This window comes from Parabacteroides sp. PFB2-10, assembly GCF_029893085.1.
Classification (GTDB): domain Bacteria; phylum Bacteroidota; class Bacteroidia; order Bacteroidales; family Tannerellaceae; genus QVMG01.
In genome coordinates this window covers 111,095-136,813 of record NZ_JARXWI010000006.1, presented here as the reverse complement: position 1 = coordinate 136,813, position 25,719 = coordinate 111,095, and the positions used below count along the sequence as shown (strand labels likewise).

The window sequence follows — 25,719 nt, the reverse complement described above, 5'->3', positions numbered from 1 at the left end:
GCCACTTCGTGGTTCAGAAGAGATTTAACCACGAAGTAACCCCAAGTCGCACCAAGTAGAAAGAATAAAAACGTCGTAATCTCAGAAAAAATTAGTATATTTGTATAAGAACAAATAGCTATGAAACAAACATACAACACAAACGACAAGACCGACAAACAGGACAACCTCCATGAGCCTGCATCTGTTTACCAAACGGAGGAGCCTTTAGTCGAGGAGACTGCCAGTCTAAAACCAATAAAGGAACCAGACGACGACTTTTATCGTGCGATTAATATGGAGGATTTTGCTATTGGGGCAAAAAAACATATCAGGGAGCTATACAAGCAAGATAAGAAATGAGGATAGTTTTTTTACCGGAAGCCTTAGACTATTTTAATAACTTGACCACTATCTTATTTGAAAAGGATTATTTTGGATTGGAAGATAACGCGTTGAGGTATGTGGATGAATTGCTGTATGATATAAAAACAACATTGCCGAATAGACCGAAAAGACAGCACACTATTTATGAGATTGTGTAGTTCAAAAAGAAATACTAACCTACCAGGGGATGTTTATCAATTTATATCGTATTTTTGCAGACTGATTTAGCCATAGGTTGTTCTTCATAGTGTGAATGAATGTAGGGGGGGGTGGATGAACTATGTGTAGTGTGTGGCTGTTATACTATCCGTAAGATGCCGGAAATATCATTTTCGACACGCATCTAAGACAAATTGACAAATGAATAAATTCAAATAACAACTAAAAAATGAAACAGTTTTACAAACTAAGTGTGTGCCTTGTATTAACCCTATGGCTGGTGGCGTGTGGGAGTCCGAAGGATGTGCTTTATCTGCAGGATGTAGATCCGTATAAGATGGTGCCGATCGAGCAAAACTACGAAGTGATTGTCCACCATGACGACCTATTAGCCATTATGGTGAACAGCCGGAACCCGGAGTTGGCTATGCCGTTTAATATGCCGATGGTGACCTATCAGTTGGGTACCGAAGGACAGAGCTACGGGACGCAGCGGGTATTGGGTTACTTAGTGGATCCGAATGGGGAGATCGACTTCCCGATTCTCGGGCGACTAAAGGTAGAGGGATTGACACGCAACCAGTTGAAAGAATTGATCAAAAGTAAACTGATAGAGGAAGACCTGATCAAGGATCCGATCGTAACGGTGCAGTTCCTGAACTATAAGATATCGGTGATGGGCGAGGTAGCCCGCCCGGGTAGCTTCAGCATCTCTGGCGACCGAATCACTTTATTAGAGGCGTTGAGTATGGCAGGTGACCTGACCATTTACGGAAAGCGCGACCGGGTGGCGGTGATCCGCGAGAAAGACGGGAAACGTTCGATTCTTTATCACGACCTCCGTTCGTCGGATATATTTACTTCTCCCTGTTATTATCTGCAACAAAATGATATTGTCTATGTAGAACCGAACAAGCGGAAAGCGGAACAGAGTGATATCAATCAAAACAATACAATCGGAGTCTGGATTTCCGTTTTGTCTTTCTTGACGACGGTGGCTGTATTGATTTTCAAAAAATAAGAAGAGTACGAAAGAGAAATGGAAAGAAAAGAGGAAGAACAGTTTATAAGCCTGGTTGATATTGTTCATATTGTTGTTGGGAAATGGTATTGGTTCGTATTGTCTATTATTCTTTGCCTTGGCGCGGCTTTTCTTTATCTGAAGATAACGCCAAAAGAATACACCCGTACGGCTTCGGTGCTGATAAAGGATGATTCCAGAAGTGGAGGAGCCAGCGAGGCGGCTGCTTTTGAAGAGCTGTCGATGTTTAACATGAAGCGGAATGTAGACAACGAGGTATTGGTATTCAAGTCGCGACGACTGATGCGGGAAACGGCACGGAAGTTGAATCTGGATGTCAGCTACACGGTCAAAGAGGCACTTCGCACGCAGGAACTCTATACCCGTGCCCCGATCTCTGCCTCTTTTCCGGAGGTGGATGAGATGGAGAGTTTCTCTTTTGTAGCTACGCTGACCTCCGACAAGGAGGTGAGTCTGACCGATTTTCGGATCATCACCGAATCGGGAGAAGAGCTATACCTGGAAGAATCCTATAAGACACTATTGAATGATACGCTGCAAACGGCCATTGGCCCGTTGGTGGTCACCCCGACCTTGTATTTTACTGACTCCTATCTGCATACGCCGGTTACGGTGTTGAAGCAGCGGTTGGAGAGTGTGGTGACCCGTTACCAGAGTGCTTTGCAGGTATCGCTGGCCAGTAAGACCGCCACTATCATCGACCTGACGTTGCAGGATGTATCGATCGCGCGGGCGGAGGATGTGCTCAATACCCTGATCGATGTCTATAATGCCGATGTGGTAAACGACAAAAACCAGATCATGGTGAATACCTCCGAGTTTATTAATGAGCGTCTGATTATTATAGAGAAAGAATTAGGCTCGGTCGATTCGGATATCGAGTCGTTCAAGCGAGAACATCAACTGACCGATATTCAGTCGGAATCGGGTATGTATCTGCAGACAACCAGCCAACTCAGTCAGGAAGAGCTGGCATTGGAGAACCAGTTGTCGTTGGCGAAGTATATCCGGGAGTACCTGACAGCTCCGACTCATAGCTCCGATCTGATCCCTTCCAACACCGGATTGTCGGATATGAATATCGAAGGACAGATCGCTTCGTACAACGAATTACTGTTGAAGCGCGACAAACTGATCGGCAACAGCAGCAGCAAGAACCCGGTGGTGATGGATCTGAACAACTCGCTCAGCGCCATGAAGCAGACTATTATCCGGGCGATCGACAACCTGATTGCGGGACTCAACCTGCAGATCGGCAACGTGAAGCAACGTGAGGTGCAGACCGCGCGTCGTATCTCCGCCGTTCCCTCCCAACAAAAAGAGGTGCTTTCGATCGAACGTCAGCAAAAGATCAAAGAAGAACTCTATCTCTACCTGTTGAATAAACGGGAGGAGAATGCCTTGTCGCAGGCAATGACCGAGAGCAATGCCCGCATTGTAGACGCTGCTTCGGGCAGTAATATCCCGGTGGCTCCGAAGGCAGCCGTGATTCTGCTGGCAGCCTTTCTATTGGGTTGCATCATTCCGGGAGGTGTTATCTGGATGCAAAACACACTCGACACGAAGGTGAAAGGACGCAAAGACCTGGAAGAGGCCACTACGATCCCGTTGTTGGGCGAGATACCCCATCGTGATAAGAAAGAGAACGGGAACGACGTGGTGGTACGTAAGGAGAGCCGCGACTCTGTTTCGGAAGCTTTCCGTATCATCCGTACCAATATGGAGTTTATGCGGGTGAAGGCCAAAGATATGAAGGTGGTGATGTTTACCTCTTCTTCGCCCGGCTCGGGAAAAACATTTATCTCCACCAACCTGGCAGTGAGCTTGGCGTTGACCAATAAGCGGGTGATTCTGGTCGATTTGGATATCCGCAAAGGGACATTGAGCGACCGGGTCGGCTATAAAGGGCAAGGGATTACCAACTTCCTGTCGGGCAGGGTCGATCATGTTGATGATATTATTCAGCATGGTTACCTGGAGGACAACCTGGATGTATTGCATGTCGGGCCGGTACCTCCCAACCCCGCGGAGCTGTTATTGAGCAACCGTCTGGAGGCTTTGATCGAACTATTGAAGCGGAGATACGACTATATCATCTTAGACACAGTACCGGCAGGCATTGTAGCGGATGCTTCGATCATCAACCGCGTGGCGGATATCACGGTCTATGTGGTGCGTGCCGGCTTGTTGGATCGTCGCCAGTTGCCTGATATCGAACGGTTGTATCGGGAAGATCGTTATACAAACATGTGTACCGTGCTCAATGATATCCGCTATGATAAGACCGGCTATCGTTATGGCTACGGCTACACCTACGGATACGGTTACTCGAAAGAGGAGAAATAAACGATGTTTTCTTTTTTTACACGCAAAGAGAGTCTGTTGTCTACCGCCCTATTGGACGGTATGACCGATATACACGCGCATCTGTTGCCGGGTGTCGACGATGGGGTTGTTACGATGGAAGAATCGATCCGTACCCTAACGGCTTTAGCCCGGTTGGGTGTGCGAAGGATGTATCTGACATCCCATGTGATGGATACGACCGACACGAACTATAAAGCGCTTTACCAGGAGAGATTTGAGGAATTACTTTCTCAGAAGCCGGCAGATATCGAATTGCGTCTGGCAGCCGAATATATGCTGGATATGGGCTTCCCGGTTTGGCGTCAGGAGGGACTATTGGCTATGAACGGCCGGCATGTATTGGTCGAGACCTCCTACATGGCACCTCCACCCGATCTGATCACGCTGTTGTATGACTTGGTGCTCGACGGGTATAATCCGATTATCGCACATCCGGAGCGCTATATGTATATGGTCGATTCAGATTATAGGGATTTGAAAAACAAAGGGTGTAAGCTGCAGCTCAACCTATTATCGCTTTCGGGGCATTACGGCAAGCGGGCGGAGGATATGGCTCGTATTTTACTGAAGGAGGGACGTTATGATCATATCGGTTCAGACATCCATAACTGGGAAAGATACCAAAAAGGGATAGAGTCGATCCATATCGATAAAAACGAAAAGAAAGAACTAACCCGGCTCTTGGAGAATAATCATCTGGTCTGGTAAATAACTCTTCTCTCTTTCAACATAATGTGGGTGTACCAAAAGTTATCTTTGGTACACCCACATTGTTTTTAAATACAACAATTGAATTCTCCTTATTATGTAGCTATTCAACCATCCCGTAATTATATGTAAACAATTGTTAATTTCCCTATTTCCGACAAAACCTCCAATTTACGATTTGTAATTCCCGCCCGACTTTGCGCGCAAAAAAGCGGGACTTCGGAGACAAACTCCCGGGAGAAACATTTTTTAACGTATGGAATTGTAAGCAAAACAGTCATTTTGCTTACAATCCGTATTTTAACATTTAGAAAGTTAGCGTGCGAAAATGAACGGTGTGGGCTTGCCCGAGCGATTCCCCTCTCTTCGCCTACCTATTTACAGTACTCTCCGCGCATCCTACCAAGCGGAAGCTATTCGCTGAAAGCTCCATAAAAGAATAGAAAGTAAAATCCCGTTCTACAAGTATATTAATGATAGCTAAACACCGATATCTCATGATAATTTGTTACTTTTGCGGTCGATTTAAAGATAAAAAGCAATGGAAGTAGCCATTATCAAATACAATGCCGGAAATATTTATTCTGTCGACTACGCATTGAAGCGCATAGGGGTTACTCCTACGATCACGGCCGATCACGAGGTGATCCGAAAGGCCGACAAGGTGATTTTTCCTGGTGTAGGCGAGGCTTTTACGACTATGGAATACCTGAAATCCAATCACCTGGATAAGCTTATTCGCGAATTAAAGCAACCTGTATTGGGCATTTGCCTGGGTATGCAACTGATGTGTCGCTATTCGGAAGAGGGCGATACGGATTGCCTGGGCATATTCGACACGGAGGTGAAACGCTTTGTTCCACAAAAGCATGAAGACAAGGTGCCGCATATGGGATGGAACACGATTACAGACGTGAAGAGCGAACTTCTCTCTTCTGATCTGGAAAGCCGGTTTGTCTATTTTGTGCATAGCTATTATGTGCCGATCAATGGACATACGGCGGCAACGACCGACTATATCCTTCCTTTCAGCGCCGCTTTGCATAAGGATAATTTCTACGCGACCCAGTTTCATCCCGAGAAGAGTGGTTCTGTTGGTGAAATCATTTTACAAAATTTCCTGCATATATGATCGAACTTATTCCTGCCATAGATATAATTGACGGAAAGTGCGTACGCCTGACGCAAGGGGATTACAATACAAAGAAGATCTACAACGAAGATCCGCTTGAAGTAGCCAAGATGTTTGAAGATCATGGCATACGCCGGCTGCATGTGGTCGATCTCGATGGCGCCCGCATGGGACGTATTATCAACCACCGTACCTTGGAAAAACTGGCCATACGCACCGATCTTCAGATTGATTTCGGAGGCGGCTTGAAGCAGGAGGCAGACCTGGAGATTGCCTTTGAGTGTGGCGCTCAGATGGTGACCGGCGGTAGCATTGCGGTTAAAAACCCGGAAGTTTTTACCTCCTGGATAGAAAAATATGGCAGCCAGCGTATTATCCTCGGTGCCGATGCGAAAGAGGGCAAGATTGCTATCAGCGGATGGGAAGAGAGTACGGAGCTGGAACTGATCCCGTTTATCGAATCATACCACCAAAAAGGCATCACCAAGGTGATCTGCACGGATATCAGCCGCGACGGCATGTTGCAAGGCCCGGCAGTTGATCTCTATCGAGAGATCCGTGAAGCGGTGGAGGTGTATGTGATTGCCAGTGGCGGTGTCAGCTCGATAAAAGATATAGAGAAACTACAGGAGGCCAAGATACCGGCGGTTATTTTCGGTAAGGCTATCTATGAAGGGAAGATAACACTAAAAGAGCTGAGCGCTTTTAGTTAATTATGAATTATGAATTATGAGGGAAGAACTCAAAAATTCATAATTCATAATTCATAATTCATCATTAAAAAAGAGATTATGTTAGCAAAACGAATCATTCCATGCCTGGATATAAAAGACGGCAAGACAGTAAAAGGGGTTAATTTTGTTAACTTCCGTGACGCGGGAGACCCGGTTGAACTGGGTGCTCAATACAGCGAAGCGGGAGCCGACGAGTTGGTTTTTCTGGACATAACGGCATCGCATGAGGGACGCAAGACCTTCACGGATCTGGTTCGGAAAGTGGCGGCTAATATCAGTATCCCTTTCACGGTTGGCGGCGGGATCTATGAGATAACGGATGTCGATCGTCTGTTGAATGCCGGTGCTGATAAGGTATCGATCAATTCGGCTGCTTTGCGTAATCCCGCTTTGATCGAAGAGATTGCTAAAAACTTCGGGAGTCAGGTATGCGTGGTGGCTATCGATGCCAATTATGAAAACGACAGGTGGCTTTGCTACCTCAACGGAGGACGCATCCCTACGGAACGGACACTGTTTGAATGGGCTGCCGAAGCGGAGAGCCGGGGTGCGGGAGAGATCCTGTTTACCAGCATGACGCACGACGGTGTGAAAGAGGGGTATCCCAATGAGGCGCTGGCCGAGTTGGCTGACAAGCTGCATATTCCGGTGATCGCATCCGGAGGCGCCGGCAAGATGGAGCATTTCAGAGATACATTTATCCAAGGGAAGGCGGACGCGGCATTGGCTGCCAGCGTATTCCATTTTGGTGAAATCAATATCAGCGAACTAAAAGACTACCTGCGCAACGAAGGTATCTGCGTAAGATAAGTATGAATTGTTAATTATGAATTAGAATGAAATTAGATTTTGACAAACTGAACGGGTTACTCCCTGCTATCATACAAGACAATAACACCAGCAAAGTGTTGATGCTGGGCTTTATGAATAAAGAGGCCTACGACAAAACGGTTAAAACCGGAAAGGTAACCTTTTACAGCCGCAGCCGCGAGTGTCTATGGACGAAAGGGGAAACCAGCGGAAACTTCCTGCAGGTGGTATCGATCAAGGAAGATTGCGACAATGACACCCTGTTGATCAAGGCCAATCCGGCAGGACCTGTATGCCATACAGGCACGGACACCTGCTTTGGAGAGAAAAACGAAGAGGATGTATTGTTCCTGAAGCAGTTGCAGAACTTTATCGAAGTGCGTCGGCAGGAGATGCCGGAAGGTTCCTATACCACCTCACTTTTCCAGAAGGGGGTAAACCGCATGGCGCAGAAGGTTGGCGAAGAGGCTGTAGAAACAGTGATCGAAGCCACCAATGGGACCAACGAAGGCTTTATTTACGAAGCCTCCGATATGATCTATCACCTCATTGTCCTGCTCACCAGCAAAGGCATGCGGATTGAAGACCTGGCAAAGGAACTGAAGAAGAGACACAAATGAGAATTATGAATTATGAATTGTTTTCGACTCTTCGTAATTCATAATTCATAATTCACAATTCATAATTCGAATGGACACCTTACTCCGATTAGATAACGTAGAGATCAGCCGCGATGAGAATATGATTCTGCGTGGTTGCAACTTCACATTGCAGAATGGGGAGTTTGTATATATCATTGGTAAAGTAGGCTCCGGGAAGAGCAGCCTCCTGAAATCGCTCTATGGGGAGATCCCTATCAAAGAGGGCGAAGCCTGGCTGATGGGCTATGATCTTCGCAAACTCAAGCGGAAAGATATTCCTTATCTTCGCCGCAAACTGGGTATCGTATTCCAGGACTTCCAGCTACTGACCGATCGCTCGGTAATCAAAAACCTGGAGTTCACCCTCAAAGCCACCGGTTGGAAAAAGAAGAATGAGATCAATGCCCGCATCGAGGAGGTATTGCAACAGGTGGGCATGCAAACCAAGGGATATAAGATGCCTCATGAGTTATCCGGCGGCGAACAGCAACGTATTGTGATTGCTCGCGCCCTGCTCAACCATCCGGAATTGATCCTGGCAGACGAACCGACAGGCAATCTTGACCCGGAAACAAGCGGGCAGATCGTACAATTACTGCATGATATCTGCCAGAAAGGAACAGCAGTTATGATGACTACGCACAACTACACATTGGTTCATAATTACCCGGCTCGTGTGGTGAAATGTGAGAATGCCTGCCTGAGTGATGTAGGGGAATAATTTTTTATGTAACTTTGCAAGCGTTTTAGAGACTGACATAGAGAAGATTATTAATAAGAATTACAAAAGAAGGAAATGAAAGTTTTAAAGTTTGGCGGTACTTCTGTGGGATCAGCACAGAGAATACAAGATGTAGCAAAACTGATTGCGGGCGAACGTAATATCGTTGTCCTCTCAGCCATGTCCGGTACAACCAACTCATTAGTGGAAATATCTGATTATCTGTATAAGAAGAATCCGGATGGAGCCAATGAGATTATCAACCGTTTGGCCATGAAATATTATGACCATGTGGAAGCTCTTTATCGTACACCCGAATATAAACAGAAAGCCAAAGAACTGATAAAAACACATTTCGACCATATCCGCACCTTTACCAAAGATATCTTCACCTTGTTTGAAGAGCGCGTAATCCTGGCACAGGGCGAATTGATCTCTACCGGTATGATGAATCTGTACCTGCAGGAGCAGGGCATTAACTCTGTTCTTCTGCCTGCGTTGGATTATATGCGTACGGATAAGAATGCGGAACCCGATCCGGTTTACATCAAAGAGAAACTCAGCAAACTGCTTGAAGAGAATAAAAATGCAGATCTGTTTATCACTCAGGGATACATTTGCCGCAATGCATATGGTGAAATCGATAACCTGCAACGTGGAGGCAGCGATTATACTGCCTCCTTGATCGGAGCAGCTATCTCTTCGGAAGAGATTCAGATCTGGACCGATATCGACGGTATGCACAACAATGACCCGCGTATTGTCGACAAAACAGCGCCCGTTCGCAACCTTCACTTCGAAGAAGCGGCTGAGTTGGCCTATTTTGGAGCCAAGATCCTGCATCCGACCTGTATTCTTCCGGCCAAATTGAATAACATCCCGGTACGTCTATTGAATACCATCGAACCGGAAGCGCCCGGCACACTGATCTCTAACGCAACAGAGAAGGGCAAAATCAAAGCGGTCGCAGCCAAAGAAAACATCACGGCTATTAAGATAAAGAGTGGACGTATGTTATTAGCCACCGGCTTCCTGCGTAAGGTATTCGAGATTTTCGAAAACTACCAGACACCGATCGATATGGTGACTACCTCGGAAGTGGGTGTATCCGTTACGATCGACAACCGCAAACACCTGGAAGAGATCATCGACGATCTGAAGAAATTCGGAACGGTAACGGTTGACTCCGATATGGTGATTGTTTGTGTGGTGGGCGATATGGACTGGGAAAACATCGGATTCGAGGCCAGCATTGTGCAGGCATTGAAGAATATCCCGGTGCGTATGATCTCGTATGGCGGTAGCAACTACAACGTTTCCCTGTTGATCAAAGCCGACGACAAGAAAAAGGCGCTGCAAGCATTAAGCGATCATTTGTTTAATGGCCCCACCAACCTCCCCCAAGGGGAGGCTTAAAATAGTATAAATTTGCCTCATAAGCCTCCCCTTGGGGGAGGTTGGTGGGGCTATTTTCCAATTCATTATGCTCAAAGGAACATTTCCTACAGAAAAATTCAAAGCGATTCCGACACCTTTCTATTACTACGATATAGCGCTGTTGAAAGAGACATTAGACACCGTAAAGGCCGAATCGGGCAAGTATGGCTACCATGTGCATTATGCGGTCAAGGCAAATGCTAACTCACGTATTCTTTCCACTATTGCGGCGTATGGTTTCGGGGCGGATTGTGTCAGTGGCGGCGAAGTTCGTGCGGCACTCGACGCAGGTTTTCCGGCGGATAAAGTTGTCTTTGCCGGTGTAGGGAAGGCCGATTGGGAGATTGAATTAGGTCTCGATAATGATATTTTTTGTTTCAATGTGGAGTCGGCTGTCGAACTCGAGATCATCAACGAAATAGCTGCGGCCAGAGGAAAAACAGCCTCTATCGCGCTTCGCATTAATCCGGAGGTGGATGCCCGTACGCACGCCAAGATAACAACCGGCATGAAAGAGAACAAATTCGGCATCAACCTGAGTATGCTGAATGATGTGCTCGATCAATTGAAGACATTGAACAATCTGAAACTGATCGGCATTCATAGCCATATCGGTTCGCAGATCACCGATATCTCCGCCTTCCGCAACCTGGCCATCCGCTTCAATGATATACAGGATGAGTTAGAGAAAAGAGAACTGCAGGTGGAACATATCAATTTCGGAGGAGGACTGGGCATCGATTACTATCATCCGAATCATATGCCTATCCCGCCATTCGACAATTATTTTGCCGCCTTTCATAAACTCTTGCAGGTACGACCGGGGCAACAGGTTCATTTCGAGCCGGGACGTTCCATTGTTGCCCAATGTGGCAATCTGATCTCAAAGGTTTTATATGTAAAGAAGGGCGAGGTGAAGCAGTTTGCTATTCTTGACGCCGGATTTACCGAACTGATCCGTCCGGCTATGTACGATGCGTATCACCGTATTGAAAACATCAGCAACGATGACGAGGTTGAACTATACGACGTGGTCGGTCCCATCTGCGAATCTTCGGATGTGTTTGGGAAAGAGGTTGAACTGAACCGCGCCCATCGTGGCGACCTGATCGCCTTGCGTTCGGCCGGTGCTTATGGAGAGGTGATGGCTTCCCAATACAATTGCCGTCGTTTACCTGTTGCCTATTATTCGGATGAATTATAACCATGGAACATCTATTCGTATTTACTCCGCTTGAACTCCTATTGACCGGTATTGTCGGGGTTTTCTTTATCATTCAATTATTATACTGGCTGATTGCCTTTGCCCGCCCCTTGCGTCGAGCCAAGAAAAGAACCCAACCGGAAACAATACAATACCCGCCCGTTTCGGTCGTGGTTTATGCAAAGAATGAATCGGAAAACTTACGAAAGAATCTTCCTTCGCTTCTCAAACAAGACTATCCGAACTATGAAGTCATTGTTGTCAACGACGGATCTACCGACGAAAGCGACAACGTGCTTAAAACATTCGAGCAGGAATACGGACATCTCTACCATACCTATATACCCCAAGATGTCAAATACCTGAGTCGCAAGAAGCTTGCGCTTACCGTGGGTATTAAAGCGGCTAAAAACAGCCTCTTGCTTTTTACCGAAGCCAATTGTCATCCTGTTTCAACCGACTGGATCACCTCTATCGGTAATGCCTATAAGGAAGACACGGAGATTGTCTTAGGCTTTTGTGCTTATGAATTCAAAGGAGGCTTTATGCACAAATTGATTGCCTATGATAACCTATTGGCCGGTTTGTCTTATCTCTCTTCTGCATTGCGCCATCGCCCGTTCACTGGCAACGGACGCAATCTCTCTTACCGCAAAGAGCTGTTCTTTCAACACAATGGCTACCAGAAATCCTTAGGATTACATGCCGGCGATGATGATCTTTTCATCAATGAATCTGCCAACCGAAAGAACACCGAGGTGATCTACACGCCGGAAAGCATCACCCGGATGCAGGAGGTCGATCGTTATAATATCTGGCGCGAGATGAAAGCTTCACGCGCGGCTACCCAACGCTTTTATAAAGGGGGCAAACTGTTTTTCTACCGGTTGGAAGAGCTTAGCTATTTCTTCTTCCTCTTAGCCGTCGTCGCTGCCATCCTGATCGGCCTGGCCGGCAATTGGCTTGTTAGCGTAGCTGCCGGGCTGCTGTTTGTTATCCGCTTTATCACCAAAGCGGTCATTTTGCATAAGTCAGCCAAGATGCTGCAACAAAAGCCAGCCACCGGACTATTGTTCCTATTTGAGATCATCCAACCACTCCACAGCTTGTATATCCGGATCTACCGTATGTTCCGAGGGAAGAACGACTACACCTTCCGATTGTCTTAAGCCAGTATTTCGCTGATTAATAAATCTAATCCTGGAAATCCACTAATCAGCAAAATTCCAGTTCAAAACAATTATTATTCATACATTTGTGTCTGATAATCACACCTACTGCACGATGGCAAAAACAAAAACAGTATATATATGTTCCGACTGCGGCGCGGATTCGCCCAAATGGGTGGGAAAATGTCCCGCTTGCGGAGCCTGGAACACATACGTGGAAGAACTTGTCGCCAAAGAACCGGCGGCCAAGCGTACGATCCCAGGCATTACCGATCAAGGGAAGAGCCGCCCTACCCTGCTCCGTGATATTACGACGGAGGAAGAGGCGCGTATCGATCTGAGGGATGCGGAACTGAACCGTGTGCTGGGAGGCGGTCTGGTGAAAGGCTCCTTAGTATTGATCGGAGGCGAACCGGGCATTGGCAAATCCACTCTGGTATTGCAAACGGTATTAGGACTGAAGGGGCTGAAGACACTCTATGTATCAGGCGAAGAAAGCGGACGGCAGTTGAAACTTCGTGCCGAACGCCTCTCCAACGACGATACCGACTGCTATATTCTTGCCGAGACACAACTGGAACAGATCTTTGTGCAGGCACAGAATATCCAACCGGATCTGATGATTGTCGATTCGATTCAGACTGTCTACACCGAAAGCGTTGAATCGTCGCCGGGCAGTGTGTCGCAAGTGCGCGAATGTAGCGCCGCTATCCTGAAGTATGCTAAAGAGACCGGTGTGCCGGTATTGCTGATTGGGCATATCAACAAAGAAGGCAGCATTGCCGGCCCCAAGGTATTAGAGCATATTGTCGATACGGTGCTTCAGTTTGAAGGCGACCAGCATTATATGTATCGCATCCTCCGCAGCATCAAGAACCGCTTCGGAAGCACAGCTGAACTGGGCATTTACGAAATGCGGCAAAACGGCCTACGTCAGGTGAGCAACCCCTCCGAGCTCCTATTGACACAGAACCATGAGGGATTGAGCGGAGTTGCCATTGCCGCTACGATCGAAGGAATTCGTCCTTTCCTGATCGAGACACAGGCGTTGGTCAGCTCTGCCGTCTACGGCACGCCTCAGCGCAGCGCTACCGGGTTTGATATCCGACGCATGAACATGCTATTGGCCGTATTAGAGAAACGGGCGGGTTTCAAACTGGGACAAAAAGATGTCTTCCTCAATATTGCCGGCGGACTGCGGGTGAACGACCCGGCCATCGACATGGCGGTGATCAGCGCCATCCTCTCCTCCAGCTTGGATATCACCATCGAACCGGGCACCTGTCTGGCAGGCGAAGTAGGACTTTCCGGGGAGATACGCCCGGTGAACCGCATCGAACAGCGCATCCTGGAGGCCGAGAAACTGGGCTTCGATCGCATTCTTATTCCGCATAACAACCTGAAAGGCTTCGATACCTCAAAGAGTAAAATCAAAATCATCCAGGTCAGAAAGGTAGAAGATGCCTTCCGACAGTTATTTAGTTGACCCAAACAGCCAATCCACCCATGATCAAAGAACTCCAACTGCGCCTTCTCCCCAAAGAGGCGGTCAATGAACAGGCATTAAAGCAGGTGGCTGCCCGCGAAACCGGCGAACAGTTATCTGCCATCACAGCCGTGCGTGTATTGAAACGCTCCATTGATGCCCGGCAGCGTACGATCTATCTCAATATAAAGTTACGTATATTTATCAATGAGCAGCCGGAAGAGAATGAATATCCGGTGATTGACTATCCGGATGTGTCGCAAGGAAAGCCGGTGGTTGTGGTGGGAGCCGGGCCGGGCGGGCTGTTTGCTGCCTTGCGGTTGATCGAACTGGGGGTACGCCCCGTAGTGGTCGAACGCGGGAAAGATGTACACAACCGCCGGAAAGACATCGCACTCATCAGCCGGGAACATCAGGTAAATCCCGAATCGAACTATTCGTTTGGCGAAGGGGGCGCCGGGGCTTTCTCGGATGGAAAACTCTATACGCGGAGCAAAAAGCGGGGATCAGTGGATAAGATATTACAGGTATTCTGCCAGCATGGTGCCAGCACGGCTATCCTGTCGGATGCTCATCCGCATATCGGTACGGACAAGCTGCCACGTGTTATCGAGAATATGCGCGAACAAATCATCCGCAGCGGCGGAGAGGTGCATTTTGAAACACGGATGGAGCGATTGATTATCGAGAAAGAGGAGGTGATTGGCATTGAAACAAATACCGGAAAGACCTTCCATGGCCCGGTTATTCTGGCAACCGGTCATTCCGCCCGCGATGTGTATCACTACCTATACGAGCAACAAATTCCCATAGAAGCCAAAGGCATTGCCGTAGGTGTCCGCTTGGAACACCCGCAACACCTGATCGATCAGATCCAATATCACCGCAAAGAAGGACGGGGAGACTATCTTCCTGCCGCCGAATACAGCTTCGTTGCCCAGGCAAGCGGGCGCGGTGTATACTCTTTTTGCATGTGTCCCGGAGGCTTTGTCGTTCCGGCCGCCAGTGGCTCACGTCAGGTGGTGGTGAATGGGATGTCGCCCTCTAATCGGGGTTCGCGCTGGGCCAACGCGGGCATGGTCGTCGAAATCCATCCGGAAGACTATCCTACCTTGATGAAAGGGGAAAAGATGATAGTGCAACCGGACTCACCCCTTGCCCTGATGGCTTTTCAGGAACGCCTCGAGGAGCTCAACTGGCTGAACGGTGGACAAAAACAAATCGCTCCGGCACAACGCATGGAGGACTTCATCCGGAAAAAGAACTCGTTCGATCTACCGGAATCATCCTACACGCCGGGGCTGATCGCCTCTCCCCTACACTTCTGGATGCCGGAGTTTATCACCTCACGCCTGCAAGATGGCTTCCGCCAGTTTGGGCGGAAAGCGCCCGGTTTTCTGACCAACGAAGCGTTGATGATCGGAGTGGAGACAAGAACCTCCTCCCCTGTCCGCCTCCTACGCGACCGCGAAACCTGTCAGCATATTACCCTGCGAGGTCTCTATCCTTGCGGGGAAGGAGCCGGTTATGCCGGAGGTATTGTCTCGGCCGCGATGGACGGAGAGAGGTGTGCCGAATCGATTGCCCAAGCTTATGCGGCTCCGTGAGCATCGGCCTTTTCCGCCTGTGAATTATGCCTCATATCCTCTACGGAGGTAATAATCAACCCTCCTAAGAGTCCCCCCAAGAGGCTGTTCACCCAACACTCGGAAAACAGGTAGTACACACCCCAGTAACACCCGTAAAAATACCAGTACAAATACCCTATTACTGCGCCTAAGATCACACCTATCAAAGCCTTTTGATTAGCAGACAAAAACTGTCTGATCCATCTCATCATATCAGAATCCCCCTTCCCCTTTAGCAGCGATTAATGATTTTCCGGATATTGCTGGCTGAAGAATGTCCCATTATTCCGGCCTTTTCCTCTCCATTCTTAAATATAAGTATGCTGGGCATACCCACAATATGCGGGGAAAGACGACGGGCATCTATCGATTCCATATCCATTTTATAGAAACGAATAGAATCTTTATATTCCTCCCGGACACGAATCAGGTTTTGCTCCATCTCCTGACTGGTTTCATTGTCCTTATGATAAAAAAGGATACAAATCATACCCGATGAGGTTGCTTCCGCGAAATCGTTTTCTGTCAGCAGCTCTAATTGCTCGGCTTGTGGAATCACATACGTTGCGTTCAACCTGTTGGCACCTACTACATGGATACATGTAATAAGTAAAATTAAGGCTGTTGCCAAATGCCATGGTCTGATTTTGAAAATTTGTTGCTCCATAATAAGGTTCTTTTCTATTTATCGTTTCTAATACCTAAGCAAATATCTGCATAAAAAAGAGAACGAATACCGTTCAAAAATCGACTTTATTGGTTTAAATGTAAGGTAAATCCTTCGATTGGTATTATCTTTGTACATTATACTCATCAAAATAAAACGGATAATGAAAATTTCAACAAGAAAATACGTGGCGGTTACGTACGACCTGAACGTAGGAGACGAAGGCGAACAGGAATTAATGGAACGGGCAACCGTTGAGAATCCATTACAATTCATATATGGGGTTGGCATGATGATCCCGGCTTTCGAGAAAGCACTGAGCGGACTGGAAATAGGCAATGAGTTTGATTTTACGATTGCTGCCGCTGATGCTTATGGCGAATACCAGGAAGATCACGTGATCAACCTTCCCAAAGATATCTTTATGGTGGATGGTAAATTCGATTCAGACGCCATCAAAGAAGGCGAAACCGTGCCTATGATGGACAATGAAGGCAACCGCATGATGGGTTCCGTATTGGAAGTAGGCGAAGAGGTGGTTGTGATGGACTTCAATCATCCGTTGGCAGGCGAGACACTTCATTTCACTGGTAAGGTGATCGACGTACATGAGCCGACAGCTGAAGAGATTGCTGCATTGACAGCTCCGGCCGGTGGTTGTAGCTGTGGTGACTGTGAAGGTGGCGACTGTGGCGACCATGCCCAGAACGATGGTTGCGGATGCGGCGGATGCCACTAATCATATAATTGAAAATGGAAAGTTGAAAATTGAAACATCATTCGCTTAGCCGAAGGTGTAAAGCAAGTCAGCTTTCCATTTTCCACTTTCAATTTTCAATTTTCAATTAAACAAAGTGAACACTTTCGGTACTATTTTTCGTCTTACCTCCTTCGGCGAGTCGCATGGACCGGCGGTAGGAGGTGTTATTGATGGATGCCCGGCAGGCATATCATTGGACAGGGATGCCATTCAGGCGGAGCTCAACCGCCGTCGTCCCGGCCAGTCTTCCATCACCACTCCCCGCCAAGAAGCGGACGAAGTGCAGTTTCTTTCCGGCCTCTACGAAGGAAAAACCACCGGTACACCGATTGGTTTCTTAGTATGGAACGAGAACCAGCACTCTTCCGATTACGAGGAGATGAAGACGAAATACCGCCCGTCACATGCCGATTACACCTACGATCAGAAATACGGCTTGCGCGATCCGCGTGGAGGAGGACGATCCTCGGCACGCGAAACCATTGCGCGCATCGTGGCCGGCGCCATCGCCAAACAGATTCTTCTGCAAGAAGGTATCACCACTACAGCCTACACCTCGGAGGTCGGCTCAATCAAACTCGATAAAACGTATCAGGAATACGACCTGGATAATATAGAGTCTAATCCCGTTCGCTGCCCCGATCCGGCAAAAGCGGCTGAGATGGAAGCCTTGATCCACGAAGTACGCGCTCAGGGAGACACGATCGGCGGCGTTATCTCCTGCGTAATCAAAGGAGTTCCTCACGGATTGGGAGAGCCTGTATTTGGAAAACTGCATGCGGCGTTAGGCAACGCTATGCTGAGTATCAACGCGGCGAAAGGTTTTGAATACGGTGATGGATTCGAGGCCGGTCTGTATCGCGGCTCGGAGCATAACGATCCATTCTTCAACAGTCAGGGAACAATCAGTACCCGTACGAATTATTCCGGAGGCATCCAGGGAGGCATCTCCAACGGACAAGACATCTATTTCCGGGTTGCCTTCAAATCGGTGGCCACCATCCTGATGGAACAGGAGACCGTAACAACAGTCGGCGAAGAAACCCTCCTCAAAGCACGGGGTCGCCACGACCCTTGCGTCCTGCCCAGGGCCGTGCCCATCGTCGAAGCCATGGCAGCTATGACTATATTGGATTATTGGTTGATGCAGAAGAGCCGGCAGTAAACCGCTTCTTACATCGAATATAGGAAAAGATCGCCAGGAAAAACACCACTCCTGCTGCGATATACAAATACATAAACAGGTGGTTTACGCTATCGTTTTGCCCATACGAGTGCATCCCGCTTAGGAAATAATTGACTCCGAAATAGGTCATCAATACAGAGGCAAACGAAAGAACCGACATCAGGTTGAATAGCCAGACATTATCCCACCGCTTGATAAGTCGAAGATGAAGCGTGATGGCATAGACCACCATCGTAATCAGTGCCCAGGTCTCCTTCGGATCCCATCCCCAGTAACGCCCCCAAGACTCATTGGCCCAGACAGCACCAAGGAATGTCCCGATCGTCATCAAGGCCAGGCCAATCCATAATGACATTTCATTGATAAGGGTCAGTTCCTTGATACGCAAGGACAGAAACGCTCTGTTCTTCTCTTTCAGTCCAAGCATCATGCCCTGGTTGGTTAGTCCAATCAGACAGCTGATACCAAAGAAACCATAGGCTGCCACAATCACCGCCACATGAAACATAAGCCAGGGCGACTTCAACACCGGCATCAGCGGATTGATCTGAGGATCCATCCAGTTCAGGCCGGAGACAAACAGGATAACACCTCCGAAAAGAGTCGCCAAGGCAAAGGTCAGTGGGCTTCGACGGGCAAACAGGATACCCGCTAATACCGTGGCCCAGGCCACATATACCATCGTTTCATAGGCGTTGCTCCAGGGAGCATAGCCGGAAATATAACCGCGCATCACCATCCCGCCCAGATGAAACAGAAAGACAAGACCAACCGCCAGGCTCAACACCTGCGTCACCACCGTCAGCCATCTCCTTTTGCGGAACATAGTTATAAAAGAAAATACCAACAGCAAACCGCCCAATATCAGATACCCCTTTTTCGCTTTCGCAAAAATATTCAGCCGATTATACCTGATCTCCATCTGAATCCGCCGGGGATTCAGATCCTGCAGCGTAGTCCTCTTCTGCTGATAGGAGGCAATCATACCAACAAGTTCATCTGCTTCCGACCAATCACCCGCCTGCATAGCCGCCTGCACCTCACCTATATACCATGGAATGATCCGAGCAACAAAAGGATAATCTTCCCCTGCAAAAACGGACAGTTCATCACCGGCAGTATACCAAGTCTGATCAGCTGCCTCTTTTTTCGGAAAAAGACGGACAAGCTGAAGATCCAGCAACTGACGGACAATATTTATTTTCTCATCCAGCTTCATCAAATCCTTATCAAAAGAGGTTCGTTCGGCCGGCATCTTATGATAGGCCTCCTCCAAACGATCCTGAAGTTTATACTTCCCTGTATGATCGAATGCCTCTACATAGGCGATTTCATCTTTACTCAGCCCGAAAGCCTCAGTCAACTCCTCGTTCGACACGACAATAAAAGGCACACGCATCCACATATCCGGCAGCGCCCACAGGCTGATCAGGAACTGATCTGAATTCATATTGCCGATCGTTGCCGCTTTATGCAGCTTCCGCAATATCTCCGAAGAGAAGGTATTCATCGGTTGTACGCGCCCATTGGAAGACTGAACCGCCAAGATGCCGAACTTCTCAGCATGGGCGGGATCGATTGCATAACGCTGCACAGCATCCAATACCGGATTGGGCACCTTCTTAGCCTCCGCCCCAAACAGGTTTATACCAGCCAACACCATGAATAATATGATTCTCACCTCCGATCGCAACGCTTTCAAGCGGCGAGCCAATTGCCTGAAACGGGAATGTCGTCCGGTAAAGCAAAGTATAAAACCTATCAATAAACAGCAATAACCGACATAGGTAATCGAACGCCCCGCTACATCCCGGTTGACCGACAGGATCGTCCCTTTTTCATCGGTATCGTATGACGCCTGAAAGAAACGATAGCCCTTCAGATCCAACACATTGTTCATATAAACGCGTGCCTCGCGAATTTCCCCGTCCACATACAGGCGCAACTCGCTCTCATAAGACGAGGGGCTGGAGGAACCCGGATAACGGGTAAGTGTAAACTTCAATAATTCCACCTCAAAAGGCAAGCTACGGGCATAGGTTCCGGCAGAGGTATACACCATCATCTGTTTGCTCTTTTCCCCTTCCCGCAGATGCATCACCCCCTCCTCACCAAACAGATGAGAAACAAATGCCCCCAACAGAATAACCACGAAAGAGAAATGCACTACAAGCATCCCCCATTTCTTCCGGGCAAATAGTTTGTAACGGAAACATACCGCCACAAAATTAACCACCAAGAGGAACTGAAGCAGAAAAAACAGAGGAGAATAATAGACCAGGTTCTTAGCCGCCAAGGTATCGAAATACTTCTCAATAAAAGTAGCCCCACCCAAACCGATGGCATAAAGCACCAACAAAACAATAGTCGTCGTATAAGAAGAAAGTAGTTTTTCTATATTTTTCATGATGAATCCCTCTTATTTTAGCTCGCTATAAGCGCCACACACAAAGAAATTCAAAAGTACTACTTTCATGGATAGGCTGTATATTTCCGCAAAAACTTATTTTGAATGTGAATTAAAACTCATATCCTATTTTCATACTGAATCCGCCAAACTCCACCTTATCACTAAAACCAAAATATCCACCATATTGGAGCGTATATCCAAGCGATAAGTAGACAGATCTTTTTGCCGACGTCATAAATTTGATACCTGCCGTTGGTGCTATATATGTCCCCATGCCATCCTCGTAGGGATATCTTAGGCCAAACGTATATCCGGCTTTAAACCCGATAAAGGGCACATTCGCTCCTTTTAGAATATTGGCTCTGAAATCCATAAATACCGGTATAACAAAATCATCCGCTCCATTGGTATGATAATAATGCACACCAGTCCCTGCTCCCAAGAAGAGATAAGGAGATAGTTGGTATCCATGACTTGTTAAGAATTCGGCTCTTCCCATACTATAATCACCCACACCGAGCGTGTATCCCAACTCTACAAATCCCCGATAGCCGGTCGTCTCCGCATCTCTTTCAAAAATTGGGTTCGAAGTATTCTGTGAATATGCTATGTTTCCAAACCCTAACAATGTGACTAATAATAAAATAATACGATTCATATTAGAATAAATTTTGTAGAAAGGTCTCCAAATCTTCTTAATGAACGAAGAGAATTTGAATGCCTTTCCGCTTTTTAAAATTATTATTTATACTCCATTATCTGAGATAATTGAATTTTGTCTTTTAGATATGGATAGCTGCTGCTAAGCATATCCTTCATGACTTTAGCACCTACTCCTCCCATAAAAGGGGAGAGAGTGATTTCTTCTATAAAAACTTGGGGATTAATATTCAGTCTTATTGGTCTTTCCGCATTTCTCTCTTCTTGAGAATCATTTATATATAATCGAAATTCCTTTTCCTGTTCATAGAAAATCGCTTTATTAAACATGGAATCAAGCACATTCTGACATGGTATCCCTTTGCCATATGCTATTTTAGCTCCATATATCTCGTAAGAACCGGCATCCAAAGCACAAACCAATTTGCGGACAGTTGTTCCTATACGAAGGCCGGATTCTGTGTTTGAATACGCTTTCCACATCAGGTAGTCTTCCTTATCTTTATAAGTCCAGCAGGAAGTACATAATTTGCACGCTTCTCTAATTTCTGCATTTTCTTTTCCATTTTCTTCCCTTTCTTCGGAGATACTATCCGGTTCCTTTTCTGACACCGGAGAAAATCTGCTGGCAAGGCATCTTAGAACAGCATAAAATTCTTTCTCTTTTTTGTCCGAAAATGAACTCTTTCTCGATACAAATAGCTGTCCATTCGTTTCTTTTTTACTTCCCAATATCATCAATAAATTCGACAGATTGGTATATCGGAATATCTTTTGATCTAAAGAGACACCTTCCTTTATATACACATTCTCCTTGGGGGAGATAAATGAGGATTTATCAATTATTATCATATCCTTATCGTTTATGAATTATTGATTATTCCTCTATTATCTGAAAATAAAGAGACTTATCGTAATACTTTTCATAAGCACTTTTGCTGCCTTTGGGAACGTAGATGGTAGGATAACCGATCCAAGGTTTTTTGCCGACAGGTGGAGTTGAGGACTTCATAACAACTGAAGAGCCCAAAGTGCCAGATCCAGGCTTAAGATAAAAAGCAGCATCCCCTATTTCTTTCAAATTTTCGGGAATGACAACAGATTTGATATTACAATTACTACTACCGAATGCCAATCCCCCTATTTTTTTCAAGCTTTCAGGAAGGTTTTCAATTGTAGTGAACTTATTATTATGAAACGCAGCATCCCCGATTTCGATCGTGTTTAACAAATTGAGTTCTTTAATGCTAGCGTTTATAAACGCTCCATTTCCTATATATTTACAATCTAATGTCAAAGTGTCAATATTCAATTTTTCAAAAGCATAATTGCCAATTCTTTCAATTGGAGTAGAATTGAATACAACTTTCCTACTAGAAGCAAAAGCTCTTTCACCTATTTCGCTTGCCGAAATCGTTATTAAATCACATTTAATCCCCTGGAATGCAGATTTCCCTATCTTTGGTTTTCCTTGTATGGTAATTTTACCACTCATCTCAACATATTGAAAAGCACAATCTCCAATCTCTTCCAAATTCTCAGGTAATATAATGTCTCCTATCCCCCCCTGAGATCGTTCAAAAGCATTATTCCCTATTTTAACAAGACTTGGTATTACTAATTTTCCGAACCAACGATTATTAAAAAGCCCACTACCTATTTCTATTAGACTTTTGGGAAGCTTATATTCATAAGAACTAAAAATAAATCTATAATTAGAATCTTTCCCCAAATATGCCAACTGATTGGCTGCATTGCATGAGCTTTCAACAATCTGAACATTCGTTAAATCTATACATATTAACCTCATCTCCACATGTGGAGAAAAGGAGGACGCAATAGCCTCTATCTCATTAGCGTCAAAATCCAATATATTCATCTTCCCACTTAAGGTAAGGGTATCTATCCTATGGAAAACTTCTTTATTCGCAGTAATCGTCTTTAATTTAGCTTCTAATAACTGTTTGAATGTCCCAGCCTCTTTCATTTCGAATGAAAGATGTGCAATGGGAGTAGTTTGGGTGGGTGGTATAGGATCCGGTTCACCCCCGCTCTCCCCACAGGAAGTAAATTGCACACATAAGGAGATTGCGATTAGTATTGCCACTCCTTTTAAGCCAAACGTCTTCATTTTTTTCATTATTTTTCCTTTTGCGCCTCCCCCGTTCCCTAATGGTTGGCCATTAAACATAAAAAAGCGTGGGAACTGTATTTACGCTTATCCATCAATCAGGCCTTCGCAATGCCTTGGTACGGATAAGCAACAGTCGCCCACGCCATTTTTTATATAACAATCCTCTAAAAGGGCTGCATACACCAAACGCGTGAGCGTTGTTGCTACCATCCTCGTACCGTTTCAAAGTTGCGAAGTTTGATTGATGAAGATAGTTTCAATAACGCTTTTCTAATATGTATCTCCCCTTGCGGACAGATATACAAATATACGAAAAAGCGTATAGTTATCAAGTTCGATGTTCTTTTTAACGATAAGACGAAGGTAAACGCAAGGGCGCAACAGGGTGTCGCACATTTGGAGAAAATGTGTCGCAAATCAGGAAAACCGAATACAGATATTGAATTTCAGCTTATTACACCGTTTCTTTTCTGATAATTTTCCGGTACTCATCCGGCGATAGTTCATATTTTTTACGGAACTGTCGGTGAAAGGTGCTTCGCGTTCCAAAGCCGGAGGCAAGCGCTATATCTTCGATGGTGTATTCCTCCGGCGAATAGGCCAATAACTTTTTCGCATGGTCTAAACGCAGCTCATTGATATATTCATTCACGGTCAGATCAAGTTTTTCTTTGATCGCCGTGCGCAGGTAGTTTTCATTTGTGCCCAACATATCAGCCAAAGCCTTCCGGTTGACAGACGGATCGGTATAAAGGGGATTCTCCCGCAGCATCGTTTTCAGTTTCAGCATTAAATCATCCTGCTCCGCCTGCTCGTTGCTCGGGATGGTGAGGCGGTTTTTTTCCAGCTCTTCATTCAGTCTTTCATTCTCTGCTTTCAACCGGTCTTGTTCCCGTATGCGTTGCACTAAACCTATATTCTTTTTTCGCATACGTCGCATATTAAACAACACCAATAGCGTTATTACAGCCAGTAGCAAGCTTGCGGTTATAAAAAACATCAATCTGTTATTAGTCACCTTTATCTGCAACTTGTCTTTTTGCATTTGCAACTCCATTTTATCCAATTCGTAAAAGATACGCAATTGGGCAACCTGTGTGTTATAGTCATCGATTCTCTCTTTCCACAAGCGTTCATGCAGATCGACATAGATTTCAAGCGCTTCATCCTTTCGACCTAACATAAAGAGTGTTTTTGCCTGATCATTATATCGGTCGGCATGAAAAAAATTATTTGCTTTCTGAAAATCAATTACCGCATTAATATAAGGTAATGCGTTCGTATAGTCTCCTATAGTAGCATAATAGTCATGTTTGAGTCGGTCTCTTGCCTCTTTGTAGTCGCCCGTAGACCTTCCCGCCAGGTAGAGCGAGTCTATCCGCGTAAGGTAGAGCAAAGCCTTCTCTGGCTCTCCTTTCCCTAAGTAGGCACGGGCAGCATAATGGGCAGCAAAAAAATTATAATGATCACCGTAAAGCTTAGCAGTTGCCTGAGGGAGGCTTTCACATTTTGCACGCAACAGATCAGCATAAACCAAAGCGCTATCAGGCACAATATGCATGGAACTATAAATACCCGCTATCTGACGACATAAATCCATATAGGATTGGTTTGCCGGTTTGTCACCCATCTGAAGATACCTCAACGCTTCTTTAAACTGTATTAATGCTTCTTCACCGAACCCCATCAATTTATTAACAACACCTATTCCGGTGCAAGCCTGTGCTAAATAGGTGTAGTTACCAATCTCCTTAGCCTCTTCATACATGGCTCTCCCCCTTCTTATCGCCTGGGCATATTCACCCTTATAAAGCAATCTATTGAGGAGGTTCAACTGAATAACAAACAGATCGTTATAATTCTTATGTTCCCGCAGATACCCTTCCGCCACACGTGTTGATTCAAAAATGCTATCCGTATCGTATTGAAGGGAATGATAGCTGGCTCTACGGACAAGCGCATAGGCAATCATAGTCACATTGTCCTGCTGCCTGGCCTCTTTTTCCAAGATATTTATATAATGAAATGCAGTCGGGGAATCACTGAAAAGATTTTTATCAACAAAATACAACAAGGAATCTAAGCGTTCCTTTCCCTCCAGGTGAGAGTAACGATGCTCAGCCTCAGCTTTCCCTGCAAACGAAAAACACAAAACACAGACTATCCCAACAGCCAACTTACTAAATATTTTCATGATCTACTACTTTGACAATGATTACCCCCTATGACTTGAATTATAGAAATTGACAGCAAATATACCATTTTCCGCAAAACTTATTTTGAGAGACTCCCTTTTAC

At 46.1% G+C, this 25,719-nt stretch carries 23 protein-coding genes; 16 read left to right on the top strand and 7 right to left on the bottom strand.

Going from position 1 to position 25,719, the window contains the following annotated elements; genetic code table 11:
- Positions 1-120 precede the first annotated feature (120 nt).
- From M2137_RS07250 to M2137_RS07185, 14 genes are all read left to right on the top strand, one after another.
- Entirely contained in the window at positions 121-342 is a 222-nt protein-coding gene (locus M2137_RS07250; RefSeq protein WP_280765798.1) for a hypothetical protein, read from the top strand.
- 412 nt (positions 343-754) lie between these two features.
- The gene (locus M2137_RS07245) at positions 755-1,546 is read left to right on the top strand and encodes a polysaccharide biosynthesis/export family protein (protein WP_280765797.1); all 792 of its coding nucleotides are present in this window, start codon (positions 755-757) and stop codon (positions 1,544-1,546) included.
- Between the two features lie 18 nt (positions 1,547-1,564).
- The gene (locus M2137_RS07240) at positions 1,565-3,913 is read left to right on the top strand and encodes a polysaccharide biosynthesis tyrosine autokinase (RefSeq protein WP_280765796.1); all 2,349 of its coding nucleotides are present in this window, start codon (positions 1,565-1,567) and stop codon (positions 3,911-3,913) included.
- Between the two features lie 3 nt (positions 3,914-3,916).
- Positions 3,917-4,642: a CpsB/CapC family capsule biosynthesis tyrosine phosphatase gene (locus M2137_RS07235; protein WP_280765795.1), complete on the top strand. Its 726-nt coding sequence runs from the start codon at positions 3,917-3,919 to the stop codon at positions 4,640-4,642.
- A gap of 541 nt (positions 4,643-5,183) precedes the next feature.
- On the top strand, positions 5,184-5,774 hold the full coding sequence (gene hisH / locus M2137_RS07230) for an imidazole glycerol phosphate synthase subunit HisH (protein ID WP_280765794.1): 591 nt from the start codon (positions 5,184-5,186) through the stop codon (positions 5,772-5,774).
- Entirely contained in the window at positions 5,771-6,487 is a 717-nt protein-coding gene (hisA, locus tag M2137_RS07225; protein ID WP_280765793.1) for a 1-(5-phosphoribosyl)-5-[(5-phosphoribosylamino)methylideneamino]imidazole-4-carboxamide isomerase, read from the top strand. Before hisH ends, hisA begins: the two co-directional genes overlap by 4 nt.
- Positions 6,488-6,565: 78 nt before the next feature.
- Entirely contained in the window at positions 6,566-7,318 is a 753-nt protein-coding gene (gene hisF / locus M2137_RS07220) for an imidazole glycerol phosphate synthase subunit HisF (RefSeq protein ID WP_280765792.1), read from the top strand.
- 26 nt (positions 7,319-7,344) lie between these two features.
- Positions 7,345-7,938 (top strand): bifunctional phosphoribosyl-AMP cyclohydrolase/phosphoribosyl-ATP diphosphatase HisIE, encoded by a 594-nt coding sequence (gene hisIE, locus M2137_RS07215; protein WP_280765791.1) that lies wholly within the window; start codon positions 7,345-7,347, stop codon positions 7,936-7,938.
- Positions 7,939-8,002: 64 nt separating this feature from the next.
- Positions 8,003-8,680, top strand: coding sequence for an ATP-binding cassette domain-containing protein (locus M2137_RS07210; RefSeq protein WP_280765869.1), 678 nt, complete (start codon positions 8,003-8,005; stop codon positions 8,678-8,680).
- 75 nt (positions 8,681-8,755) lie between these two features.
- Complete coding sequence (locus M2137_RS07205; RefSeq protein ID WP_280765790.1) at positions 8,756-10,096, top strand: aspartate kinase; 1,341 nt, start codon at positions 8,756-8,758, stop codon at positions 10,094-10,096.
- 67 nt (positions 10,097-10,163) lie between these two features.
- Entirely contained in the window at positions 10,164-11,321 is a 1,158-nt protein-coding gene (lysA, locus tag M2137_RS07200) for a diaminopimelate decarboxylase (protein ID WP_280765789.1), read from the top strand.
- Between the two features lie 2 nt (positions 11,322-11,323).
- Positions 11,324-12,490: a glycosyltransferase gene (locus M2137_RS07195; protein ID WP_280765788.1), complete on the top strand. Its 1,167-nt coding sequence runs from the start codon at positions 11,324-11,326 to the stop codon at positions 12,488-12,490.
- 115 nt (positions 12,491-12,605) lie between these two features.
- Positions 12,606-13,976: a DNA repair protein RadA gene (radA, locus tag M2137_RS07190; protein ID WP_280765787.1), complete on the top strand. Its 1,371-nt coding sequence runs from the start codon at positions 12,606-12,608 to the stop codon at positions 13,974-13,976.
- A 20-nt stretch (positions 13,977-13,996) separates the two neighbouring features.
- Entirely contained in the window at positions 13,997-15,583 is a 1,587-nt protein-coding gene (locus tag M2137_RS07185; RefSeq protein ID WP_280765786.1) for an FAD-dependent protein, read from the top strand.
- On the opposite strand, the gene M2137_RS07180 is transcribed toward M2137_RS07185, so the two are convergent.
- On the bottom strand, positions 15,568-15,816 hold the full coding sequence (locus tag M2137_RS07180) for a hypothetical protein (protein WP_280765785.1): 249 nt from the start codon (positions 15,814-15,816) through the stop codon (positions 15,568-15,570). The genes M2137_RS07185 and M2137_RS07180 overlap by 16 nt on opposite strands.
- 20 nt (positions 15,817-15,836) lie before the next feature.
- Positions 15,837-16,271, bottom strand: coding sequence for a thioredoxin domain-containing protein (locus tag M2137_RS07175; RefSeq protein ID WP_280765784.1), 435 nt, complete (start codon positions 16,269-16,271; stop codon positions 15,837-15,839).
- Positions 16,272-16,434: 163 nt separating this feature from the next.
- Between M2137_RS07175 and M2137_RS07170 the strand changes: the two genes are divergently transcribed.
- Positions 16,435-17,010: an FKBP-type peptidyl-prolyl cis-trans isomerase gene (locus tag M2137_RS07170; RefSeq protein WP_280765783.1), complete on the top strand. Its 576-nt coding sequence runs from the start codon at positions 16,435-16,437 to the stop codon at positions 17,008-17,010.
- Between the two features lie 115 nt (positions 17,011-17,125).
- Complete coding sequence (gene aroC, locus M2137_RS07165; protein ID WP_280765782.1) at positions 17,126-18,196, top strand: chorismate synthase; 1,071 nt, start codon at positions 17,126-17,128, stop codon at positions 18,194-18,196.
- Here aroC and ccsA read toward each other — a convergent pair.
- From ccsA to M2137_RS07140, 5 genes are all read right to left on the bottom strand, one after another.
- Positions 18,156-20,624, bottom strand: a complete 2,469-nt coding sequence (gene ccsA, locus M2137_RS07160) for a cytochrome c biogenesis protein CcsA (protein ID WP_280765781.1) — start codon at positions 20,622-20,624, stop codon at positions 18,156-18,158. The genes aroC and ccsA overlap by 41 nt on opposite strands.
- A 112-nt stretch (positions 20,625-20,736) precedes the next feature.
- Positions 20,737-21,285 (bottom strand): hypothetical protein, encoded by a 549-nt coding sequence (locus M2137_RS07155; protein WP_280765780.1) that lies wholly within the window; start codon positions 21,283-21,285, stop codon positions 20,737-20,739.
- A gap of 83 nt (positions 21,286-21,368) precedes the next feature.
- Positions 21,369-22,139 (bottom strand): hypothetical protein, encoded by a 771-nt coding sequence (locus M2137_RS07150; RefSeq protein WP_280765779.1) that lies wholly within the window; start codon positions 22,137-22,139, stop codon positions 21,369-21,371.
- A gap of 25 nt (positions 22,140-22,164) precedes the next feature.
- Positions 22,165-23,427, bottom strand: coding sequence for a leucine-rich repeat domain-containing protein (locus tag M2137_RS07145; RefSeq protein WP_280765778.1), 1,263 nt, complete (start codon positions 23,425-23,427; stop codon positions 22,165-22,167).
- A gap of 448 nt (positions 23,428-23,875) precedes the next feature.
- Positions 23,876-25,615: a helix-turn-helix domain-containing protein gene (locus M2137_RS07140; RefSeq protein ID WP_280765777.1), complete on the bottom strand. Its 1,740-nt coding sequence runs from the start codon at positions 25,613-25,615 to the stop codon at positions 23,876-23,878.
- Positions 25,616-25,719 lie beyond the last annotated feature (104 nt).

Excerpts from the sequence above, each read along its gene's own strand:
- M2137_RS07250 (WP_280765798.1), top strand. The coding sequence starts at position 121 with ATGAAACAAACATACAACACAAACGACAAGACCGACAAACAGGACAAC.
- M2137_RS07245 (WP_280765797.1), top strand. The coding sequence starts at position 755 with ATGAAACAGTTTTACAAACTAAGTGTGTGCCTTGTATTAACCCTATGG.
- M2137_RS07240 (WP_280765796.1), top strand. The coding sequence starts at position 1,565 with ATGGAAAGAAAAGAGGAAGAACAGTTTATAAGCCTGGTTGATATTGTT.
- M2137_RS07235 (WP_280765795.1), top strand. The coding sequence starts at position 3,917 with ATGTTTTCTTTTTTTACACGCAAAGAGAGTCTGTTGTCTACCGCCCTA.
- hisH (WP_280765794.1), top strand. The coding sequence starts at position 5,184 with ATGGAAGTAGCCATTATCAAATACAATGCCGGAAATATTTATTCTGTC.
- hisA (WP_280765793.1), top strand. The coding sequence starts at position 5,771 with ATGATCGAACTTATTCCTGCCATAGATATAATTGACGGAAAGTGCGTA.
- hisF (WP_280765792.1), top strand. The coding sequence starts at position 6,566 with ATGTTAGCAAAACGAATCATTCCATGCCTGGATATAAAAGACGGCAAG.
- hisIE (WP_280765791.1), top strand. The coding sequence starts at position 7,345 with ATGAAATTAGATTTTGACAAACTGAACGGGTTACTCCCTGCTATCATA.
- M2137_RS07205 (WP_280765790.1), top strand. The coding sequence starts at position 8,756 with ATGAAAGTTTTAAAGTTTGGCGGTACTTCTGTGGGATCAGCACAGAGA.
- lysA (WP_280765789.1), top strand. The coding sequence starts at position 10,164 with ATGCTCAAAGGAACATTTCCTACAGAAAAATTCAAAGCGATTCCGACA.
- M2137_RS07195 (WP_280765788.1), top strand. The coding sequence starts at position 11,324 with ATGGAACATCTATTCGTATTTACTCCGCTTGAACTCCTATTGACCGGT.
- radA (WP_280765787.1), top strand. The coding sequence starts at position 12,606 with ATGGCAAAAACAAAAACAGTATATATATGTTCCGACTGCGGCGCGGAT.
- M2137_RS07185 (WP_280765786.1), top strand. The coding sequence starts at position 13,997 with ATGATCAAAGAACTCCAACTGCGCCTTCTCCCCAAAGAGGCGGTCAAT.
- M2137_RS07180 (WP_280765785.1), bottom strand. The coding sequence starts at position 15,816 with ATGATGAGATGGATCAGACAGTTTTTGTCTGCTAATCAAAAGGCTTTG.
- M2137_RS07175 (WP_280765784.1), bottom strand. The coding sequence starts at position 16,271 with ATGGAGCAACAAATTTTCAAAATCAGACCATGGCATTTGGCAACAGCC.
- M2137_RS07170 (WP_280765783.1), top strand. The coding sequence starts at position 16,435 with ATGAAAATTTCAACAAGAAAATACGTGGCGGTTACGTACGACCTGAAC.
- ccsA (WP_280765781.1), bottom strand. The coding sequence starts at position 20,624 with ATGAAAAATATAGAAAAACTACTTTCTTCTTATACGACGACTATTGTT.
- M2137_RS07155 (WP_280765780.1), bottom strand. The coding sequence starts at position 21,285 with ATGAATCGTATTATTTTATTATTAGTCACATTGTTAGGGTTTGGAAAC.
- M2137_RS07150 (WP_280765779.1), bottom strand. The coding sequence starts at position 22,139 with ATGATAATAATTGATAAATCCTCATTTATCTCCCCCAAGGAGAATGTG.
- M2137_RS07145 (WP_280765778.1), bottom strand. The coding sequence starts at position 23,427 with ATGAAAAAAATGAAGACGTTTGGCTTAAAAGGAGTGGCAATACTAATC.
- M2137_RS07140 (WP_280765777.1), bottom strand. The coding sequence starts at position 25,615 with ATGAAAATATTTAGTAAGTTGGCTGTTGGGATAGTCTGTGTTTTGTGT.